At 65.9% G+C, this 14885-nt stretch carries 18 protein-coding genes and 1 tRNA gene; 2 read left to right on the top strand and 17 right to left on the bottom strand.

The genetic code is table 11. The features are described 5' to 3' along the window. Positions 1-93: 93 nt before the first annotated feature. The 13 genes from ABGV18_RS10830 to ABGV18_RS10770 all read right to left on the bottom strand — a co-directional run bounded on the left by ABGV18_RS10830 (position 94) and on the right by ABGV18_RS10770 (position 9898). Positions 94-169: transfer RNA gene (locus ABGV18_RS10830), tRNA-Lys, on the bottom strand. Between the two features lie 132 nt (positions 170-301). Next, a complete protein-coding gene (gene queC, locus ABGV18_RS10825; protein WP_396586030.1) occupies positions 302-991 on the bottom strand; it encodes a 7-cyano-7-deazaguanine synthase QueC in 690 nt (229 codons plus the stop codon). Between the two features lies 1 nt (position 992). Next, positions 993-1691 (bottom strand): 7-carboxy-7-deazaguanine synthase QueE, encoded by a 699-nt coding sequence (gene queE / locus ABGV18_RS10820; RefSeq protein WP_396586029.1) that lies wholly within the window; start codon positions 1689-1691, stop codon positions 993-995. Then, a complete protein-coding gene (gene ybgF / locus ABGV18_RS10815) occupies positions 1691-2668 on the bottom strand; it encodes a tol-pal system protein YbgF (RefSeq protein ID WP_396586028.1) in 978 nt (325 codons plus the stop codon). The genes queE and ybgF overlap by 1 nt, the downstream gene beginning before the upstream one ends. A 28-nt stretch (positions 2669-2696) precedes the next feature. Continuing rightward, positions 2697-4007 (bottom strand): Tol-Pal system beta propeller repeat protein TolB, encoded by a 1311-nt coding sequence (gene tolB, locus ABGV18_RS10810; protein WP_396586027.1) that lies wholly within the window; start codon positions 4005-4007, stop codon positions 2697-2699. A 25-nt stretch (positions 4008-4032) separates the two neighbouring features. Next, positions 4033-5145, bottom strand: a complete 1113-nt coding sequence (gene tolA, locus ABGV18_RS10805) for a cell envelope integrity protein TolA (RefSeq protein WP_396586026.1) — start codon at positions 5143-5145, stop codon at positions 4033-4035. Between the two features lie 24 nt (positions 5146-5169). Continuing rightward, positions 5170-5619 carry a protein TolR gene (tolR, locus tag ABGV18_RS10800; RefSeq protein ID WP_396586025.1) on the bottom strand — a complete coding sequence of 150 codons (450 nt, stop codon included), beginning with the start codon at positions 5617-5619 and terminating at the stop codon, positions 5170-5172. Between the two features lie 3 nt (positions 5620-5622). Continuing rightward, a complete protein-coding gene (gene tolQ / locus ABGV18_RS10795; RefSeq protein ID WP_396586024.1) occupies positions 5623-6300 on the bottom strand; it encodes a protein TolQ in 678 nt (225 codons plus the stop codon). Further along, entirely contained in the window at positions 6297-6707 is a 411-nt protein-coding gene (ybgC, locus tag ABGV18_RS10790; RefSeq protein WP_396586032.1) for a tol-pal system-associated acyl-CoA thioesterase, read from the bottom strand. The genes tolQ and ybgC overlap by 4 nt, the downstream gene beginning before the upstream one ends. A 126-nt stretch (positions 6708-6833) precedes the next feature. Beyond that, positions 6834-7886 (bottom strand): Holliday junction branch migration DNA helicase RuvB, encoded by a 1053-nt coding sequence (ruvB, locus tag ABGV18_RS10785; RefSeq protein WP_396586023.1) that lies wholly within the window; start codon positions 7884-7886, stop codon positions 6834-6836. A gap of 8 nt (positions 7887-7894) precedes the next feature. Next, positions 7895-8500: a Holliday junction branch migration protein RuvA gene (gene ruvA, locus ABGV18_RS10780; protein WP_396586022.1), complete on the bottom strand. Its 606-nt coding sequence runs from the start codon at positions 8498-8500 to the stop codon at positions 7895-7897. Beyond that, the gene (ruvC, locus tag ABGV18_RS10775) at positions 8497-9165 is read right to left on the bottom strand and encodes a crossover junction endodeoxyribonuclease RuvC (protein ID WP_396586021.1); all 669 of its coding nucleotides are present in this window, start codon (positions 9163-9165) and stop codon (positions 8497-8499) included. The genes ruvA and ruvC overlap by 4 nt, the downstream gene beginning before the upstream one ends. Next, entirely contained in the window at positions 9158-9898 is a 741-nt protein-coding gene (locus tag ABGV18_RS10770) for a YebC/PmpR family DNA-binding transcriptional regulator (RefSeq protein WP_396586020.1), read from the bottom strand. The genes ruvC and ABGV18_RS10770 overlap by 8 nt, the downstream gene beginning before the upstream one ends. Positions 9899-10160: 262 nt before the next feature. Between ABGV18_RS10770 and ABGV18_RS10765 the strand changes: the two genes are divergently transcribed. Further along, positions 10161-10646 carry a hypothetical protein gene (locus ABGV18_RS10765; protein WP_396586019.1) on the top strand — a complete coding sequence of 162 codons (486 nt, stop codon included), beginning with the start codon at positions 10161-10163 and terminating at the stop codon, positions 10644-10646. An 80-nt stretch (positions 10647-10726) separates the two neighbouring features. Here the strand turns inward: ABGV18_RS10765 and ABGV18_RS10760 are convergent, their stop codons facing one another. The 4 genes from ABGV18_RS10760 to ABGV18_RS10745 form a co-directional block, all read right to left on the bottom strand. Beyond that, complete coding sequence (locus tag ABGV18_RS10760; RefSeq protein ID WP_396586018.1) at positions 10727-11983, bottom strand: Bcr/CflA family efflux MFS transporter; 1257 nt, start codon at positions 11981-11983, stop codon at positions 10727-10729. After that, a complete protein-coding gene (locus ABGV18_RS10755; protein ID WP_396586031.1) occupies positions 11980-12588 on the bottom strand; it encodes a glutamine amidotransferase-related protein in 609 nt (202 codons plus the stop codon). The genes ABGV18_RS10760 and ABGV18_RS10755 overlap by 4 nt, the downstream gene beginning before the upstream one ends. Positions 12589-12729: 141 nt before the next feature. Then, positions 12730-13473, bottom strand: coding sequence for an FAD-binding oxidoreductase (locus ABGV18_RS10750; RefSeq protein ID WP_396586017.1), 744 nt, complete (start codon positions 13471-13473; stop codon positions 12730-12732). Then, a complete protein-coding gene (locus ABGV18_RS10745; RefSeq protein WP_396586016.1) occupies positions 13466-14440 on the bottom strand; it encodes an EamA family transporter in 975 nt (324 codons plus the stop codon). Before ABGV18_RS10745 ends, ABGV18_RS10750 begins: the two co-directional genes overlap by 8 nt. 241 nt (positions 14441-14681) lie before the next feature. On the opposite strand from ABGV18_RS10745, the gene ABGV18_RS10740 reads away from it, so the two are divergent. Continuing rightward, on the top strand, positions 14682-14846 hold the full coding sequence (locus tag ABGV18_RS10740; protein ID WP_396586015.1) for a DUF1328 domain-containing protein: 165 nt from the start codon (positions 14682-14684) through the stop codon (positions 14844-14846). The last annotated feature ends 39 nt before the right edge of the window (positions 14847-14885 follow it).

Genomic DNA, 14885 nt, shown 5'->3' with positions numbered 1-14885 from the left:
TTCCGGCGGGCATCTGCTCAGCCCCTCGTGCCGGAAAGGAGCGCGAATCTTACAGGAAGTATCCGCGCTTTCAACCCCTTTCGGGGAGAAATTTGGTGGGTCGTGTAGGATTCGAACCTACGACCAATTGGTTAAAAGCCAACTGCTCTACCAACTGAGCTAACGACCCCCTGTTGAGGATTGCGCATTATACGCAGGCTACCTGGGCTGACAACCCCTTTTTTGCACTTTTCATCGACCGCGGACCGGAAGACCGATCACGCGCCGGCAACCAATTGATTTGGCAACAGTCGCGGCGTTTTCAAGACCCGCCCGCGTACTGGGTGGGGTCGGGCACCCCTGCCTCGATGAACCCCTGGCGGCGATAATGACAGGAATCGCACATCCCGCAGGCGCGGCCTTGTGCGTCCGCGCGATAACAGGAGACCGTCAGGCCGTAGTCCACGCCCAGCGCGTTGCCATGGGCAATGATCTCGGCCTTGGTCATGTAGAGCAGCGGCGCGTGGATCTCGAAGGGATGATCCGCGGCGGTCGCCACGTTGGCCAATTGCCGGAATGCCTGAATGAACTCGGGGCGGCAATCCGGGTAGCCGGAGTAGTCGACCGCGTTCACGCCGATATAGATGCGTTCGGCATGCAGCATTTCGGCCCAGCCCAGCGCAAACGACAGGAAGGTCAGGTTCCTGGCGGGGACGTAGGTGCTGGGAATGGCCGTGTTGCCGGGGGCGTAATCGGGGACCGGCTGATCCTGGTCGGTGAGCGACGAACCGCTATTCCCGCCCATGTCGATGCGGATGGTGCGATGCGCTGCCGCGCCCACGGCGCGGGCGACTCGGTCGGCGGCCTCCAACTCCACCCGGTGGCGCTGACCGTAGTCGAAGCTTAGGGCATGTACGGCATAGCCGTCGGCACGTGCCTGCCAGGCCAGGGTGGCCGAATCGAGCCCACCGGAAAGCAGCACGACGGCCGGTGTTTCAGACGACGCCCCCATGCTATCGACCCGGTTCGTCACCCCAGATCAGCTTGTGCAGCTGCATCTGGAAGCGGATCTCGAGCCCGGTATCCAACACCCACTCGGCGAGTTGGGTGGGCGTGATGCCGCCAAACACCGGCGAGAACAGCACGGCGAACCGCCGGGCCAGGTCATGCTCCCGGACGCGCGCCACGGCCCAGTCGAAATCCGCGCGCGAACCGATCACCACCTTGATCTCGTCACTGGGCTTGAGCAGATCGAGGTTTGCCCAACGATTGCGCTCGACTTCGCCGGAACTGGGCGTCTTGAGGTCCATGACGATGTGCACGCGCGGATCGACCTGGGCGATGTCGAGCGCCCCGCTGGTCTCCAGGCTGACCACGTGCCGACGATCGGCCAATTGCCGCAACAGCTCGATGCAAGCCGGCTGAGCGAGTGGCTCGCCGCCGGTCACGCAGACATGCCGGGTTTCAAGCTCGGCAACCCGCGACAGGATGCCCTCCTGCTCCATGCGCTCGCCGCCGGTGAAGGCGTAGGCGGTATCGCAGTAGACGCAGCGCAGCGGGCAGCCGGTCAGGCGGACGAACACCGTCGGCCAGCCGATATGATCCGACTCGCCCTGCAGGGAGCGGAAGATCTCGGTGATGCGCAGGCTGCGCGCCGCCTTGGGCGCGACCGACTCGAGCGCCTCGGGCCGGGGGGCGGACTCGACCGTCATCAGTTACCCATGCGCGACAGGCGTTGCTTGGCCAGTCCGGCGGCCTGCGAATCGGGGTGATCGGTCACGAGTTCGTTGAACAGGCGACGCGCCGCCTCGTTGTCACCGCGCTCTTGGGCGACGTAACCCAGCTTGAGCTTGGCATCCGGAATGCGATTGCTGTCGGGGAATCGTTCGATGACCTCGCCGTAGGCCTTGCCGGCCGCGGCGTAGTCCTGCTGGACATAGTAGGTCTCGCCTTGCCAGAACAGCGCACTCGCCGCCCAGCTGCCTTCCGGGTTGGCGTCGATCACCTGCTGGAACGCATCGACCGCCTGCTCGTACTTGCCGCTCTTGAGGACCTCGAAGGCCTCGTTATAGAGGGCCTGCTGCTCTTCCTCGGTGGCCGCGCCACCACTTTGCTCAGCGGCGCTCGAATCGGCCTGATCGGCAGGGGCATCCTGGTCACCTTGGGCATCGTCACGAGTCTCACCGTCCACCGCGGCAATCGCCTCGTCGGGTACGTCCTGGGCGACCGGGTCGCCGGCACTCACGCCCGACGGCGCGCCCGTCGAACTGGAGGCGCGTTGCGGCGGGCGAGACTCAACGGCCTCGTCGAGACGACGTTGCTGGCGATCCAGGGTGCGTTCCTGCTCGGAGAGCTGGCCACGCATGTCCTGCACCTGCCGCTCGAGGTCATTGACCCGCTGCATCAAGCGCTGCAGCAGGACGGCCTGCCCCGACCGGGGAGGCGCATCAGCCCCCGTATCGGCCACGGTGACACTGGTCGCCGGCATCGGCGTGGTTTGCACGCTGGCGCCGCTGGGCGCGGATTCGCTCTCCGTCTCGCCGGACGGCTGTTCGTTTGAGCCACCACCCCAGTTGAGCCAGCCCGGCGCCTGCTGCGCGGCCGCCGGCAGGGACGTACCGCCCAGCAGCAGGGCGGCCGCAAGTGACCCCGCCAGCCGTGAGCGGTGCTTCGATGAAATCTCGTGCATGGTTTTCGGCAAGTTCCTAGTCATTTTCCTAGTCATTGAAGGGCCCCCAGACCGGATCGCGTACCTTGCCCCGATCGTAACTCAGGGTCTGCGGCTCGCCACCGATGGCCGGTGAAATCTTGAGCACCGAGCCGCTGCCCGATTGCGCGGCGTACACCACCATGGCGCCATTGGGTGCGTAACTGGGACGCTCCTCGCCCCCGCCGCGGCTGAGCAGTTGACGCTTACCATCGTCGAGCGATTGCTCGGCGACGAAGAAGCCGCGGTCGTCGCGCACCACCAGCGCCAGACGGTCACCGTCCGGCGATATCCGCGGGCCGGCGGCATAGGAGGTGTCGAAGGTCAGGCGACGAGCCCGTTCGTCCGGCCCGGCCTTGCGGAACACCTGCGGCTGCCCGAAGCGGTCCGAGGTGAACGCCAGGCTGCGGTTATCCGGGAACCAGGTCGGCTCGGTCTCGATCGAGCCGGAGCGCGTCCACTGGACCGTCCGACGGGTATCGAGATCGATGACGTAGATATCCGGGTTGCCGCCCTTGGATAAGGTCACGGCAATCTTGTCACCTCGCGGCGACCAGGCGGGTGCCCCGTTGATGCCGCGATAATCGGTGAGCTGATAGCGCTCGCCGGTGGACAGATCCTGCACCCAGATGGCCGAGCGGTTGCCCTCGAAGGACACGTAGGCCAGCTGGCCGCCATCCGGCGACCAGCTCGGCGACATGAGCGGGTACGGTGACTCGAGCACGGTGCGCGGATTGGCGCCATCCGAATCGGCGATCTGCAGGGTGTAGGTGCGATTGTCGACCGAGCCGCGCTCGGTGACGTAGGCGATGCGGGTCGAGAATGCGCCGCGCTCACCGGTCAGCTCCTCGTAGATGATGTCGCTGATGCGATGCGCCACCGACCGATCCGCCGAGGCATTGGCCGTGATCTGGCTGCCGGCCAGCCGCTCACCGGAGCTGACATCAATCAGGTAGAAACGGGTGCGTAGTTGATCACCATCGGCCTCGACCTGCCCCATGACGAGGTAGCGCGCCTTGCCGGCACGCCAGTCACCAATGCGCAACTGCTGCGGTGAGGCCGGACGAGCAGGCATCACATCCCGCGCGACGGGCGCAAACAGGCCGGAGCGGGCGAGATCGTCGCCGATGATCCGCGCGAGATCGGCCACCTCACCCGACTGGTCGAACGGCACCACGGCGATTGGCACGCCAGTCTCCGTGCCACCGCTGATGTCGATCTCCAGCGCGGCCTGCGCCGGCGTGACGAACGCAAGCATTCCCGCCAGGGCCGTGGACACGAGCCAACGATGCGAACGATGCAAAAAGGCCAGTACTGTCATGTGGGTCACCCCGGGGGTTTGCCGGTCATTCCGGCTTGAAGTTGAAACGGAGCTCTTCCTGGAAGATCGAGTCGATCTCCGGCTTGGGCAAGGGTGAGGCCGCTTCGATGGCCTGCACCACGGAGCGTTCGAACAGGCGGTCGCCATCGCATCCGACGACGGTCACATTGCGCACGCGACCGTCGGCGTCCTGCTTGACGGTGACGGTGCAGGTCCAGCCGGGTCGCGCCCCACGCGGGCGCTGCCAGTTGTCCCGCACCTTGGACTGGATCGCGGCGGCCCACTTGCTCAGGGCGTCGCTCTCGGCGCGCGCCTGCTGTTCGGCAGCCATTTGATCGCGTAGCGCCTGTTCACGCGCCTCACGCGCGGCCTGCTCGCGGGCGGCCTTTTCCTCCGCCTCCTGACGAGCTTTTTCCTCGGCCTCGCGGCGCGCTTTCTCTTCGGCCTCCTTGCGGGCCTCTTCCTCGGCCGCCTGGCGCGCCTTTTCCTCCGCCTCCTGGCGAGCCTTTTCCTCGGCTTCGCGACGCGCCTTCTCCGCCGCCTCCTGGCGGGCTTGCTCCTCTGCTTCCTGGCGCGCCTTTTCTTCCGCCTCGCGACGGGCCTTTTCTTCGGCTTCCTTGCGCGCCTTTTCCTCGGCCGCCTGGCGGGCCTTTTCGGCGGCCTCCTGACGAGCCTTTTCCTCGGCCTCACGCTGCTGGGCAGCCTCCGCGGCTTCCTTGCGGGCCTGCTCGGCTTCCTTCTGTGCCTGCTCGCGCTCGGCCTCGACTTCCTGCTGCTCCTTCCTCAGCTGCTCGAGCCGCTCGGCCTGTTCGGCCGCCTCGCGTTCACGCTCTTTACGCACCTCGGCCAGTTGCTGGGCGCGGGCCTCCTCGGCGCGGCGTGTAGCGGCCGCTTGCTCCGCGGCGCGTTCGGCCTCGGTTCGTTCGCGCTCGCGGTTCTCGCGCTGCTCGCGCATGCGCTCGGCCTGCCGCTCGATCGCCTCGGAGGAGACCGACTCCGCCTCGATATTTGGCGTCGGCAGTTGCGCCGCCTCGCCGCCGCTGGGCTTGACCGACTCCGGCTGCCACAACTCGGAGAACACGATCGCGAGCACCAGCACCACGTGCAGCAAAACCGCCAGAATCATCGCACCGGGCATGCGCGTAAGCATCCGCCACATCGCTTACTGTTCCCCCTCGTTGCCGGGCGCCGCGTCGGGATCGGTCACCAATCCCACCTTGGGCGCACCGCCCTGCTGCGCGGCCACCATGGCGCGCATGACGTTCTCGTAGTTCGCGGCCCGATCGCCTTTCACCAGGATAGGCGTTTCGGGATCGACCTGACGCGCGGCCGCCACCAGTTCGGTGATCGTGGCCAGGCTGACCGGGGCCTCGGGATTGTCGGCCTGATTGACGAAATACTCGCCGTCACGGTTGACGCTGATCAGCAGCGGCGGCTCGTCGGTGTCCTCCAGCGCGCTGGCCGAGGCCTGCGGCGGCTCGACCTCGACGCCCTGCTGCAACATCGGCGCGGTGACCATGAAGATCACCAGCAGCACCAGCATCACGTCGATATAGGGGACGACGTTGATCTCGGCGACCATCCGCCGTGCCCGTCGCGTGCGACGCGCCATGGCTTACTTGCCCCCCAGCTGCCGCTGCAGCAACCCCAGGAATTCGTCGACGAAGTTCTCGTAACGCCCAGCGAGCCAGTCGACCCGCTGCGTGTAGCGGTTGTAGGCGATGACGGCCGGGATGGCGGCGAACAGCCCCATTGCCGTGGCGATCAGCGCCTCGGCGATCGGCGGGGCCACGGCGGCCAAGGTGGCGGTCTGCATGGTGCCAAGGTTCATGAAGGCGCTCATGATGCCCCAGACCGTGCCGAACAAACCCACGTACGGGCTGACCGAACCGACCGTGGCCAGAAACGGCACGCCTTCCTCGAGCTGGTCGAGCTGGCGATGCTCGGCGACCCGCATGGCGCGCTCGACGCCATCGATGATCTGCGTGTACCCCCGGTCCTCGACCTGTCGCAGGCGCTGGAACTCGCGAAAGCCCGCCTCGAATATCGCCTCGTGACCCTCGCGCGGACGGGCCTCGCGGGAGATGCGGTCGTAGAATTCGTTGAGGCTGCCGCCGGCCCAGAAGCTGCTTTCGAACGAACGCACGCCGCTGACCGCCCGCTTGTAGACCCGCGCCTTGTGAAAGATCAAGGCCCAGGAACCGACCGAAGCCAGCGCCAGGATGATCAGGACCAGTTGCACGGGCAGGCTCGCCCCGGTAATCAGCTCGACGATGGACGGATCGGCATTCACGCGAAAGTCTCCAGGATCGACTCGGGTATGGGTTTGGGACGAAAGGTCTGCGCATCCACGCAGACGACGCGCACGGACACCCCACACAGGACTGTGGAACCGGCGGAATGTTCCACGCGCTGGGTAAAGTCGATGGCCGCCGCGCGCAGGCGCGCCACCTCGCAGGTGATGTTCAGCGAGTCATTAAATCGTGCCGGTCGGCGATATTCAAGCGAGGCCCGGGATACCACGAACACGATCTGGTGCTGATCGCGCAGCACATCCTGCTCCCAGCCGCGCGAACGCAGCCACTCGGTGCGCGCGCGTTCGCAGAAATTGAGGTAGCGGGCGTGGTAGACCACCCCGCCGGCGTCGGTGTCTTCGTAGTAGACGCGCACCGGCCAACGAAAGATATCGCGGCTCGACAAACCTGCTGCGCCACCCGATTGCGGCGTCGCGTGCTCGTTCGCTCCTCGCCTATCGGCTTGATATGTCTCGTTGCTCACTGCGCGGCTCCTTGCACTCGGGCAGCTCGCGACGGTTTGTCGAGCCACTTAAGCATCGTGAGAAGTCCCCGCCAGCGGATCGATAGACTCGTCCTGCCAGCGCTCGGGCGGCCGGTAGCCAAAGTGCGCCCAGGTCTGTCGGGTGGCCATGCGGCCGCGTGGCGTGCGGATCAGAAAGCCTTGCTGGATCAGGTAGGGCTCGAGGACGTCCTCGATGGTGTCGCGCGATTCGCCGATCGCCGCGGCGAGGTTGTCGAGCCCCACCGGTCCGCCGTCGAACTTGTCGAGCAGTGTCTCGAGCAGGCGACGGTCCTGGTGGTCGAACCCCCGCTGGTCGACCTTGAGCATGTCCAGCGCGGCGTTGGCGATCACCCGGTCCACCTGGCCGCTGCCCTTCACGTCGGCGTAATCACGCACGCGACGCAGCAGGCGGTTGGCGATCCGTGGCGTGCCACGCGAGCGGGCGGCAATCTCCTGGGCCCCCTCGGCATCCATCTCCAGGTTAGTCAGGCGCGCCGAGCGGGTGACGATGTGCACCAGGTGCTCGACCTCGTAGAATTCCAGACGCTGGATGATGCCGAACCGATCGCGCAGCGGGTTGGTCAGCATGCCGGCGCGGGTGGTGGCGCCGACCAGGGTGAAAGGCGGCAGGTCGAGCTTGATCGAGCGGGCCGCCGGTCCCTCGCCGATCATGATGTCGATCTGGTAGTCCTCCATCGCCGGGTAGAGGATCTCCTCGACTACCGACGAGAGACGGTGGATCTCGTCGATGAACAACACGTCGCCGGGCTCGAGATTGGTCAGCAGCGCGGCGAGATCGCCGGGGCGTTCGAGCACCGGGCCGGAGGTCTGCTTGAGGCTCACCCCCATCTCGTTGGCGATGATGTGCGCCAGCGTGGTCTTGCCCAGACCCGGCGGGCCGAAGATCAGGACGTGGTCGAGCGGCTCGCCACGATTGCGTGCGGCGGGCACGAAGATTTCCATCTGCTCGACCACCGCCGGCTGGCCGATGTAGTCGGCGAGCCGACGTGGCCGCAGCGCCCGCTCGAGGGCCTCCTCGTCGGGGCGGTGCTCGGAGCTGACGAAGCGGGCGTCTTCCATGGGGGCACTCATGAGGAGGGCTTGACCGTCTGCCGCAAGGCGAGCCGGATCAACGATTCGGCGTTATCCGCGCCTTCCTTCTCAGCCCGGGCGATCATGCGGCCGGCCTCGGCCGGCTTGTAGCCGAGCGCCTCAAGCGCGCTCAAGGCCTCGTCGCGCGGGGTCGCGACCGCCGGCTCGCCGCCGGCAACCGCCGGCACCCCGCCACCCGGCTGCTTGTCGAGGCGGTCGCGCATCTCGATGATCAGCCGCTCGGCGGTCTTCTTGCCGATTCCCGGCACCTTGGTCAGCGCGGTGACGTCGTCGTTGAGCACGCAGTCACGGAACTGCGCCTCGGACATGCCCGAGAGCACCGCGACGGCCATGCGCGGGCCGATGCCCGAGACCTTGATCAGGGCGCGAAACAGGTCACGCTCACGGATGGTGGCAAACCCGTACAGCAGTTGCGCGTCCTCGCGCACCACCAGGTGGGTATGCAGGATGACGTCGTCCTGCCCCTGCGTGGCGAAGAAGGTCGACATGGGCGCCTCGACCTCGTAGCCGATCCCCTGCACGTCCACCAGCAGAAACGGGGGTTTGCGCATGAGTACGCGTCCGGCAAGACGTCCGATCATTTCTTTTCTCCGGCCTTGCCCGCTGTGCGGGCCATCAGGGTGGCGGCATCCATGTCGCGCCAGCCGCGCGAGTCGCTGCGGCGGCGATAGCGTCGTTGGGATGCCTCGCGCAGGATCTCGCGCGCCTCGCTGTTCGGTCCAGTGCTGCTCGTCGCACCGAAGGCATTGCTGCGATAACAATGACACAGGGCGACCGCGGCGGCGTCCGCCCCGTCGGTCGACGGCAGTTCGGCCAGCCCGACCAGCCGCTGGACCATGTGGGCCACCTGCGTCTTGTCGGCCTTGCCGCTACCGACCACGGCCTGCTTAACGGTCGCCGGCATGTATTCCTCGACCGGCAGGCCGTGACGCACCACGGCGGCCAGGGCCGCGCCGCGCGCCTGGGCGAGTTTGAGCGACGAGGATTCGCTGCGATACATGAAGATCTGCTCGATGGCGCACTCGCTCGGCTGGTGGGTCTCGATCCACTCGGAGACCACATCGAAAACGCCGCCCATGCGGGCGGCAAAGTCACCGTGAGACTGCAGGGAATGGCTCGCAAGCGCCAGGCAACGGCCCTGCCCGCCAGCAAACTCGATCACCGCCAGCCCGAGCACGCGCGAGCCGGGGTCGATGCCGAGCACCCGTCGTGTGGGGCGATGATTCCCTGCCGGCGAATCAGGCATACGCCGCTTCCGGGATCTCGCCGTTGTGATAGACCTCCTGCACGTCGTCGAGGTCCTCGAGCATGTCGATCAACTTGATCACCTTCTCCGCGTTTTCACCGTCGACGGGCGCACTGGTCGAGGCCCGCATGGTGACCTCGCTCTCCTCCGGCGGCAGGCCCGCGTCGATCATGGCCTGCTTGACGTCGCTGTACGTCTCCGGCGTGGTGGTCACCTCGATCGAGTTGTCGTCGAACACCTCGATGTCCTCGGCACCGGCCTCCATCGCGGCCTCCATGACCGGGTCCTCGTCGCTGCCCGGCGGGTAGTAGAGCACGCCGAGACGGGAGAACAGGAACGCGACTGAACCGTCGGTGCCGAGATTGCCGCCGTTCTTGGAGAAGGCGTGGCGCACGTCGGCCACCGTGCGGGTGTTGTTGTCGGTCATGCCGGTGACGTAAACGGCCACACCGCCCGGGCCGTAGCCCTCGAAGGTGACCTCGACGAAATCCTGCCCTTCCAGGTCACCGGCGCCGCGCTTGGCGGCACGCTCGATGGTGTCCTTGGGCATGTTCGCACCCAGCGCCTTGTCCCAGGCCAGGCGCAGACGCGGGTTGGCCGCCGGGTCGGCATTGCCGCCGGCGCGCGCGGCCACCGTGATCTCGCGAATGATCTTGGTCCAGAGCTTGCCGCGCTTCTTGTCCTGCGCGGCCTTGCGATGCTTGATGTTCGCCCACTTGCTGTGACCGGCCATTGCTCACCTTCTTGTTGCTGGCGCGACTCGGCGTTCCACCGAAATATCCCACCCGTTGAATAACGTGTTGGCGGCGATTCTACCATCGCCGACAGTGATCCCGTGCCCACGCCCCTCCTCGCAATCACGGAAGGGGAGCGAGAAAAACGACTTGGCAGGAACTCTCGACACGCCCGGTGACCAAACCTTGAGCGGACGACGCTTTCGCCCGTTGCTCGGCAACACGTCGACCACTCCATCTTTAGTAAAGGGAAGGTGTCTTATGAAATTCAAAACAAAAACCATTGCGACGCTTCTTAGCAGCACGGCACTGGCAACGATGATCGGCATGGGCTCGGCCTACGCCGAAGACAAAGACGAAGACCCGGGGACCGGTGCCCCGCAGGAAGAACAGCCGCAAGGTGACGGCGTTGCGCCATCCACCGGGATGGGCGGCGCCCTCCAGGAAGAAGAACCTCGACATGACGACATGGCGCCGCAAGGCGGCCACGGCCAGGGCGACCTGCCAGCGGGGCAGATTGAAAACATGGGCGAGGAACACATGGATGAGGAACACATGCGCGACGGACGCATGGACGACGAACACATGGACATGGACGACGAACGCATGCACGAGGAACGCACGGACGAAGAGCGCGTGCGCGATGAAGACCTCGACCATGAAAACAGCGAGGACGAGCACCTCGATGAGTACGAGGACAAGGCCAAGGAGATGGATGAGAAAGACTACGGCGACAATGGCATGTAACCCCGCGCGGTTCAGGCCATCACGTTCAGCCTGAAACACCCACGAGAACGCCCGGCCATTTTGCCGGGCGTTCTTTTGTGTCAGGCGGGCACCTCGGCCTTCGCTGAACGATACCAAACCAACCACAGCCCCAGCGCAGCGAGGTATAGGCACGCCATCCCCACCGCCAAGGCAAACAGGGAGTCCGCCAGCCACGCGACCATCAACCCGGATACCAGCCCGGCGAACACCATCTGGGTTGCCCCCTGCAGCGCCGAGGCGAGCCCCCGCTGCGCCGGCCAGTAGTCGAGCGCCGTGATATTGAGCGCCGGCATGGTGGTGGCCATCCCCATCACGTAGAGGGCGATCGGCGTGACGGTCAGCCACACCCCGTGGGTGACGTCCGCCGGTGGCACCCAGGCCTGGATCAGGTTGTAGATCACCGCCATGCCGGCAATTGCCAGGCCGATCGCCATCGCAGCGGTCATGCTCAATCGCCCGGCGAACCAGTTGGTCAACCGACTGCCGAGAATGAGCCCGGCGACCAGCGGCACGAAGAACTTCCAGAAAGCGGTCTCGTCCTGGCCAAGATGGTCAATGAGAATGGCCGGGGCGGCCGCGACGTAGAGAAACATGCCCCCGAACAGCAGCGCGAAAACGACGACCAGCTGCATGTAACGCGGATGTGCCAGGGCGCGTGCATAGCTCTTGAGCACGAACCGCGGCGCGAACGACTGGCGATCCCGATGCGCCACGGTCTCCGGCAGCAAGCGCCAGATGGCGATCACGAGCAGCAGGGAGAAACACAGCAGGAACCAGAACACCGAGCGCCAGCCGAACCATTCGTGCAGCCAGCCGCCGATGATCGGCGCCGCCGCCGGCGCCGCGGCGAATATCAGCATCACATTCGACATCACCCGCTGGGCATCGGCGCCGGCAAACAGGTCGCGCACCAGCGCCCGACCGATCACCACACCCGCACCGGCCGCCAATCCCTGGCCCACCCGCGCGGCGATCAGCTGGCCGATACTCTGCGAGAGCGCGGCAAAGACGGTCATCAGCGCGTAGGCCAGCAGGGCGAGCAGGATCACGCGCTTGCGACCGAAGCTGTCGGAGGCCGGCCCGTAAAACAGCATCATCGAGCCGAAGGCGAGCAGGTACAGGGAGAGGGTCTGCTGGATCACGGCCTGGCCCACACCGAACTCGTCGGCCATGGCGTGAAACGACGGCAGGTAGGCATCGACGGTGAACGGCGCGAGCATCAACAGCCCGGCGATCACCAGCACCAGGACGGCGGCGCGACGGCCTCGCGGGCTGTCAACCGCCTGAGCCGAGGACTCGTCGGGCGGCTCGTTCACGCCGGGACGGGTTCGCGCACGCCGGAACGGTAGCGCAGGAAGCTCTGGAGTTGCTGGTGGCCGTGCTGGGTGAGGATCGACTCGGGGTGGAATTGGACGCCCTCGACGGCGTACTCCCGGTGGCGAAAGCCCATGACCTCGTCGACCGAACCATCCTCGTTCTGCGTCCAGGCGGTCACTTCCAGCACATCGGGAATGCTCTCGCGCGCGACCACCAGCGAATGGTAGCGCGTCGCCTCGAAGGGATTGGGCAGCCCCTCGAACACGCCCTCACCCGTGTGGTAGACCGGCGAGACCTTGCCGTGCATCACCTCGCGGGCACGCACCACCTTGCCACCGAAGACCTGACCGATCGCCTGGTGACCCAGGCAGACGCCCAGGACGGGCACTTTGCCGGCAAAATGCCGGATCACGTCCAGCGAGATACCCGCCTGGTCCGGGTCACAGGGCCCCGGGGAGACGACGATATGACTCGGCGCACGGGCCTCGATCTCCTCGATGGTGACCTGGTCGTTGCGCGCCACCCAGACCTCTTCACCCAGCTCGCCCAGGTACTGGACCAGGTTGTAGGTAAACGAGTCGTAGTTGTCGAGCATCAGCACCATTGCGGTTGCCACTCCCTAAATCCAAGAGGTCTAGCCACCCGGACGCATTCATCACGCATCACGGTTGGCGTCGAAGGATCAGTATAGCCGACGCGAGGCAGGCATCGACGCGGCAACGTGCTCTTCAGCCAAGCCCTCGCGTCAGTGATATTTCTCGACGGTGATGTGCCCGGGTTCCCGGCGGCGATGGCGCCGCAGGCCGCGCGGCTCGAGCACCTGCTGGACCGCCTCGATCATGTCTGAGTTCCCGCACAGCATGACGTGGGCATCTTCGGGGCTGAGTGCCAGCCCGACATGCCGCTCGATCTCACCGGAGGCCAGCAAGGCGGGAATCCGCTCGCGCAGTGCCCCCGGATGCGCCTCACGCGTGACCACTGGCACGAAGTCGATTTGATCGCCGTGACGCGCCTTTAGCCGGCGAATCGTCTCGCCGTAGGTAAGATCCGTCGCGCGGCGCACCGAGTGGCACAGCACCACCCGCTCGGCGCGATCCCAGGGGGCATTGGTCTTGAGGATCGACAGGAAGGCCCCCAGTGCGGTGCCGGTGGCGAACAGCCACAGGTGGCGATGCGCGGGCGTGCGTTCCATGGTCATCGTGCCGGTGACCGAGGAATGCACGAACAGGGCATCGCCGGCCTCCAGCCTGGCCAGGCGTGGCGAGAGCGGCCCGTCGGGCACGACATTGAAATGGATTTCGTGTAACGCCTCGTCGGGCGCGTTGACCAGTGAATAGGGCCGCGCGATGCGTTCGCCGTCGACATCCAGCCCGACCCGGGCGAACTGTCCCGCCTTGAACGCCGGCAGCGGTGCCTGGAAACGCAGGGAGTACAGCCCGTCGTTCCAACGGATCTTCTCGGCCACCGTCACCTCAAGCCATTCACCCATGATTCACCTCGTCTCGCTTGTGCCGGGCCCGCCGACGGGCATTGCGCCGCTGCCGGCGCTGGTAAAGGGTAATGATCAGCAATGCCGACAGGATCAGGGCGATACCGAGTTGCTTGATCGGCCCCGGCGTCTCACCCAGCACCAGCCACGCGCTCAACACGCCGATGCCGGGCACCAACAGTGCGCCAAAGCCGGCAATCCAGGTCGGCAGGTGATGCAGCGAGTACACCCACAGCAACCAGCCCAGCGCCCCGGCCAGCACCACGTTGTAGAACAGGGCCCAGAAGAAGCTCGGGGTCGGGTCGACGGCAAACGGCTCGACCCAGAGCGCGATCGCCATCAGCAACAAGCCACCATAAAGCATCTGCCAGGCCGTCAGGCTCAACAGATCCGGTTGGTAGCGATGGTAGTAACGCTTCTGCCAGATCGCGCCCAACGCCCAACCGAACCCCGAGGCGAAGGCCAGCAACACCGCTCCCAACGCCAGCGATTCCTCCCACGGCGAAATCAGCAGCACCAGGCCGGGCAGGGCAAGGCTGATGGCCAGCAATTGAATGCGCGTGACACGCTCCTTCAGCGCAAAGTGCGCCATCAAGGTCAGCCACAGCGGCATCATGAAGACGATCACGGCCGTCTCGCCGGCCGCCCCCGTCTCCAGTGCCCACATCATGAAGCCGACGAAGCCGGCCGTCTGGAACAGGCCGATCGGCAGCGCGTAGAACAACGGCGGCGGTCGCAAACGCATGCCGGCGACCGGCAGGATCGCGATGAGCAGCAGCGCCGGCAGCACCGTGCGCAGCGCGGCGAACCACGCTGGCGACACATCCACCAGCACGGCCTTCATCACCACCCAGTTGTAGCCCCACAGCAGGCCGAGCAACAGCAAGGCAAGCAGCGGCAGTAACGCGATCGGCGCGTATTCCGGAATCTCGCGGTCTTCAACGGGACCGGGGGTCGGCTGGGTCATGCACTCACCGGCGATGGCTACTGGGGTCGGCGATCTTAGCAGGCCCGCTTGTTGGCTGATGCCCCCAGAGCGGCTCAAAGCCGCCCGGGGAACCTGATCGGCACTTCTCCATCTAAATGAGTGCATAACGAGCCGTGAGCGCATCACGGTAAAAAACGCTTTTTTCCGGCATCACGCCGGTACCTGCCCACATGCCCTGACGACAGGTCATGCGGGGCCACGCAACCAAGGAGGTCGCATTATGTTGTCCTGGGCAATCATTTTTCTCGTCGTCGGCATTATCGCAGGCGTACTCGGCTTGAGCGGCATCGCCGGCGCCGCCACGCAAATCGCCTGGATCCTGTTCGTGGTTGGCCTGATTCTGGCCATCGTCTTCTTCGTGATGGGTCGCCGCCCATCGGTTTGACGACACGACGGACGCACCACGGAAAAACCCCGGCCTGGC

This window comes from Guyparkeria halopsychrophila, from assembly GCF_044582135.1.
In the GTDB taxonomy this organism is placed as follows: Bacteria; Pseudomonadota; Gammaproteobacteria; order Halothiobacillales; family Halothiobacillaceae; genus Guyparkeria.
The sequence above is the reverse complement of the archived record's forward strand: the minus strand, read 5'-3'. Positions and strand labels throughout refer to the sequence as shown.

Bases quoted from the DNA above. Each gene is read 5' to 3' on its own strand.
- queC (WP_396586030.1), bottom strand. From the start codon at position 991: ATGGGGGCGTCGTCTGAAACACCGGCCGTCGTGCTGCTTTCCGGTGGG.
- queE (WP_396586029.1), bottom strand. From the start codon at position 1,691: ATGACGGTCGAGTCCGCCCCCCGGCCCGAGGCGCTCGAGTCGGTCGCG.
- ybgF (WP_396586028.1), bottom strand. From the start codon at position 2,668: ATGCACGAGATTTCATCGAAGCACCGCTCACGGCTGGCGGGGTCACTT.
- tolB (WP_396586027.1), bottom strand. From the start codon at position 4,007: ATGACAGTACTGGCCTTTTTGCATCGTTCGCATCGTTGGCTCGTGTCC.
- tolA (WP_396586026.1), bottom strand. From the start codon at position 5,145: ATGCCCGGTGCGATGATTCTGGCGGTTTTGCTGCACGTGGTGCTGGTG.
- tolR (WP_396586025.1), bottom strand. From the start codon at position 5,619: ATGGCGCGTCGCACGCGACGGGCACGGCGGATGGTCGCCGAGATCAAC.
- ruvB (WP_396586023.1), bottom strand. From the start codon at position 7,886: ATGGAAGACGCCCGCTTCGTCAGCTCCGAGCACCGCCCCGACGAGGAG.
- ruvA (WP_396586022.1), bottom strand. From the start codon at position 8,500: ATGATCGGACGTCTTGCCGGACGCGTACTCATGCGCAAACCCCCGTTT.
- ruvC (WP_396586021.1), bottom strand. From the start codon at position 9,165: ATGCCTGATTCGCCGGCAGGGAATCATCGCCCCACACGACGGGTGCTC.
- ABGV18_RS10770 (WP_396586020.1), bottom strand. From the start codon at position 9,898: ATGGCCGGTCACAGCAAGTGGGCGAACATCAAGCATCGCAAGGCCGCG.
- ABGV18_RS10765 (WP_396586019.1), top strand. From the start codon at position 10,161: ATGAAATTCAAAACAAAAACCATTGCGACGCTTCTTAGCAGCACGGCA.
- ABGV18_RS10755 (WP_396586031.1), bottom strand. From the start codon at position 12,588: ATGGTGCTGATGCTCGACAACTACGACTCGTTTACCTACAACCTGGTC.
- ABGV18_RS10750 (WP_396586017.1), bottom strand. From the start codon at position 13,473: ATGGGTGAATGGCTTGAGGTGACGGTGGCCGAGAAGATCCGTTGGAAC.
- ABGV18_RS10745 (WP_396586016.1), bottom strand. From the start codon at position 14,440: ATGACCCAGCCGACCCCCGGTCCCGTTGAAGACCGCGAGATTCCGGAA.
- ABGV18_RS10740 (WP_396586015.1), top strand. From the start codon at position 14,682: ATGTTGTCCTGGGCAATCATTTTTCTCGTCGTCGGCATTATCGCAGGC.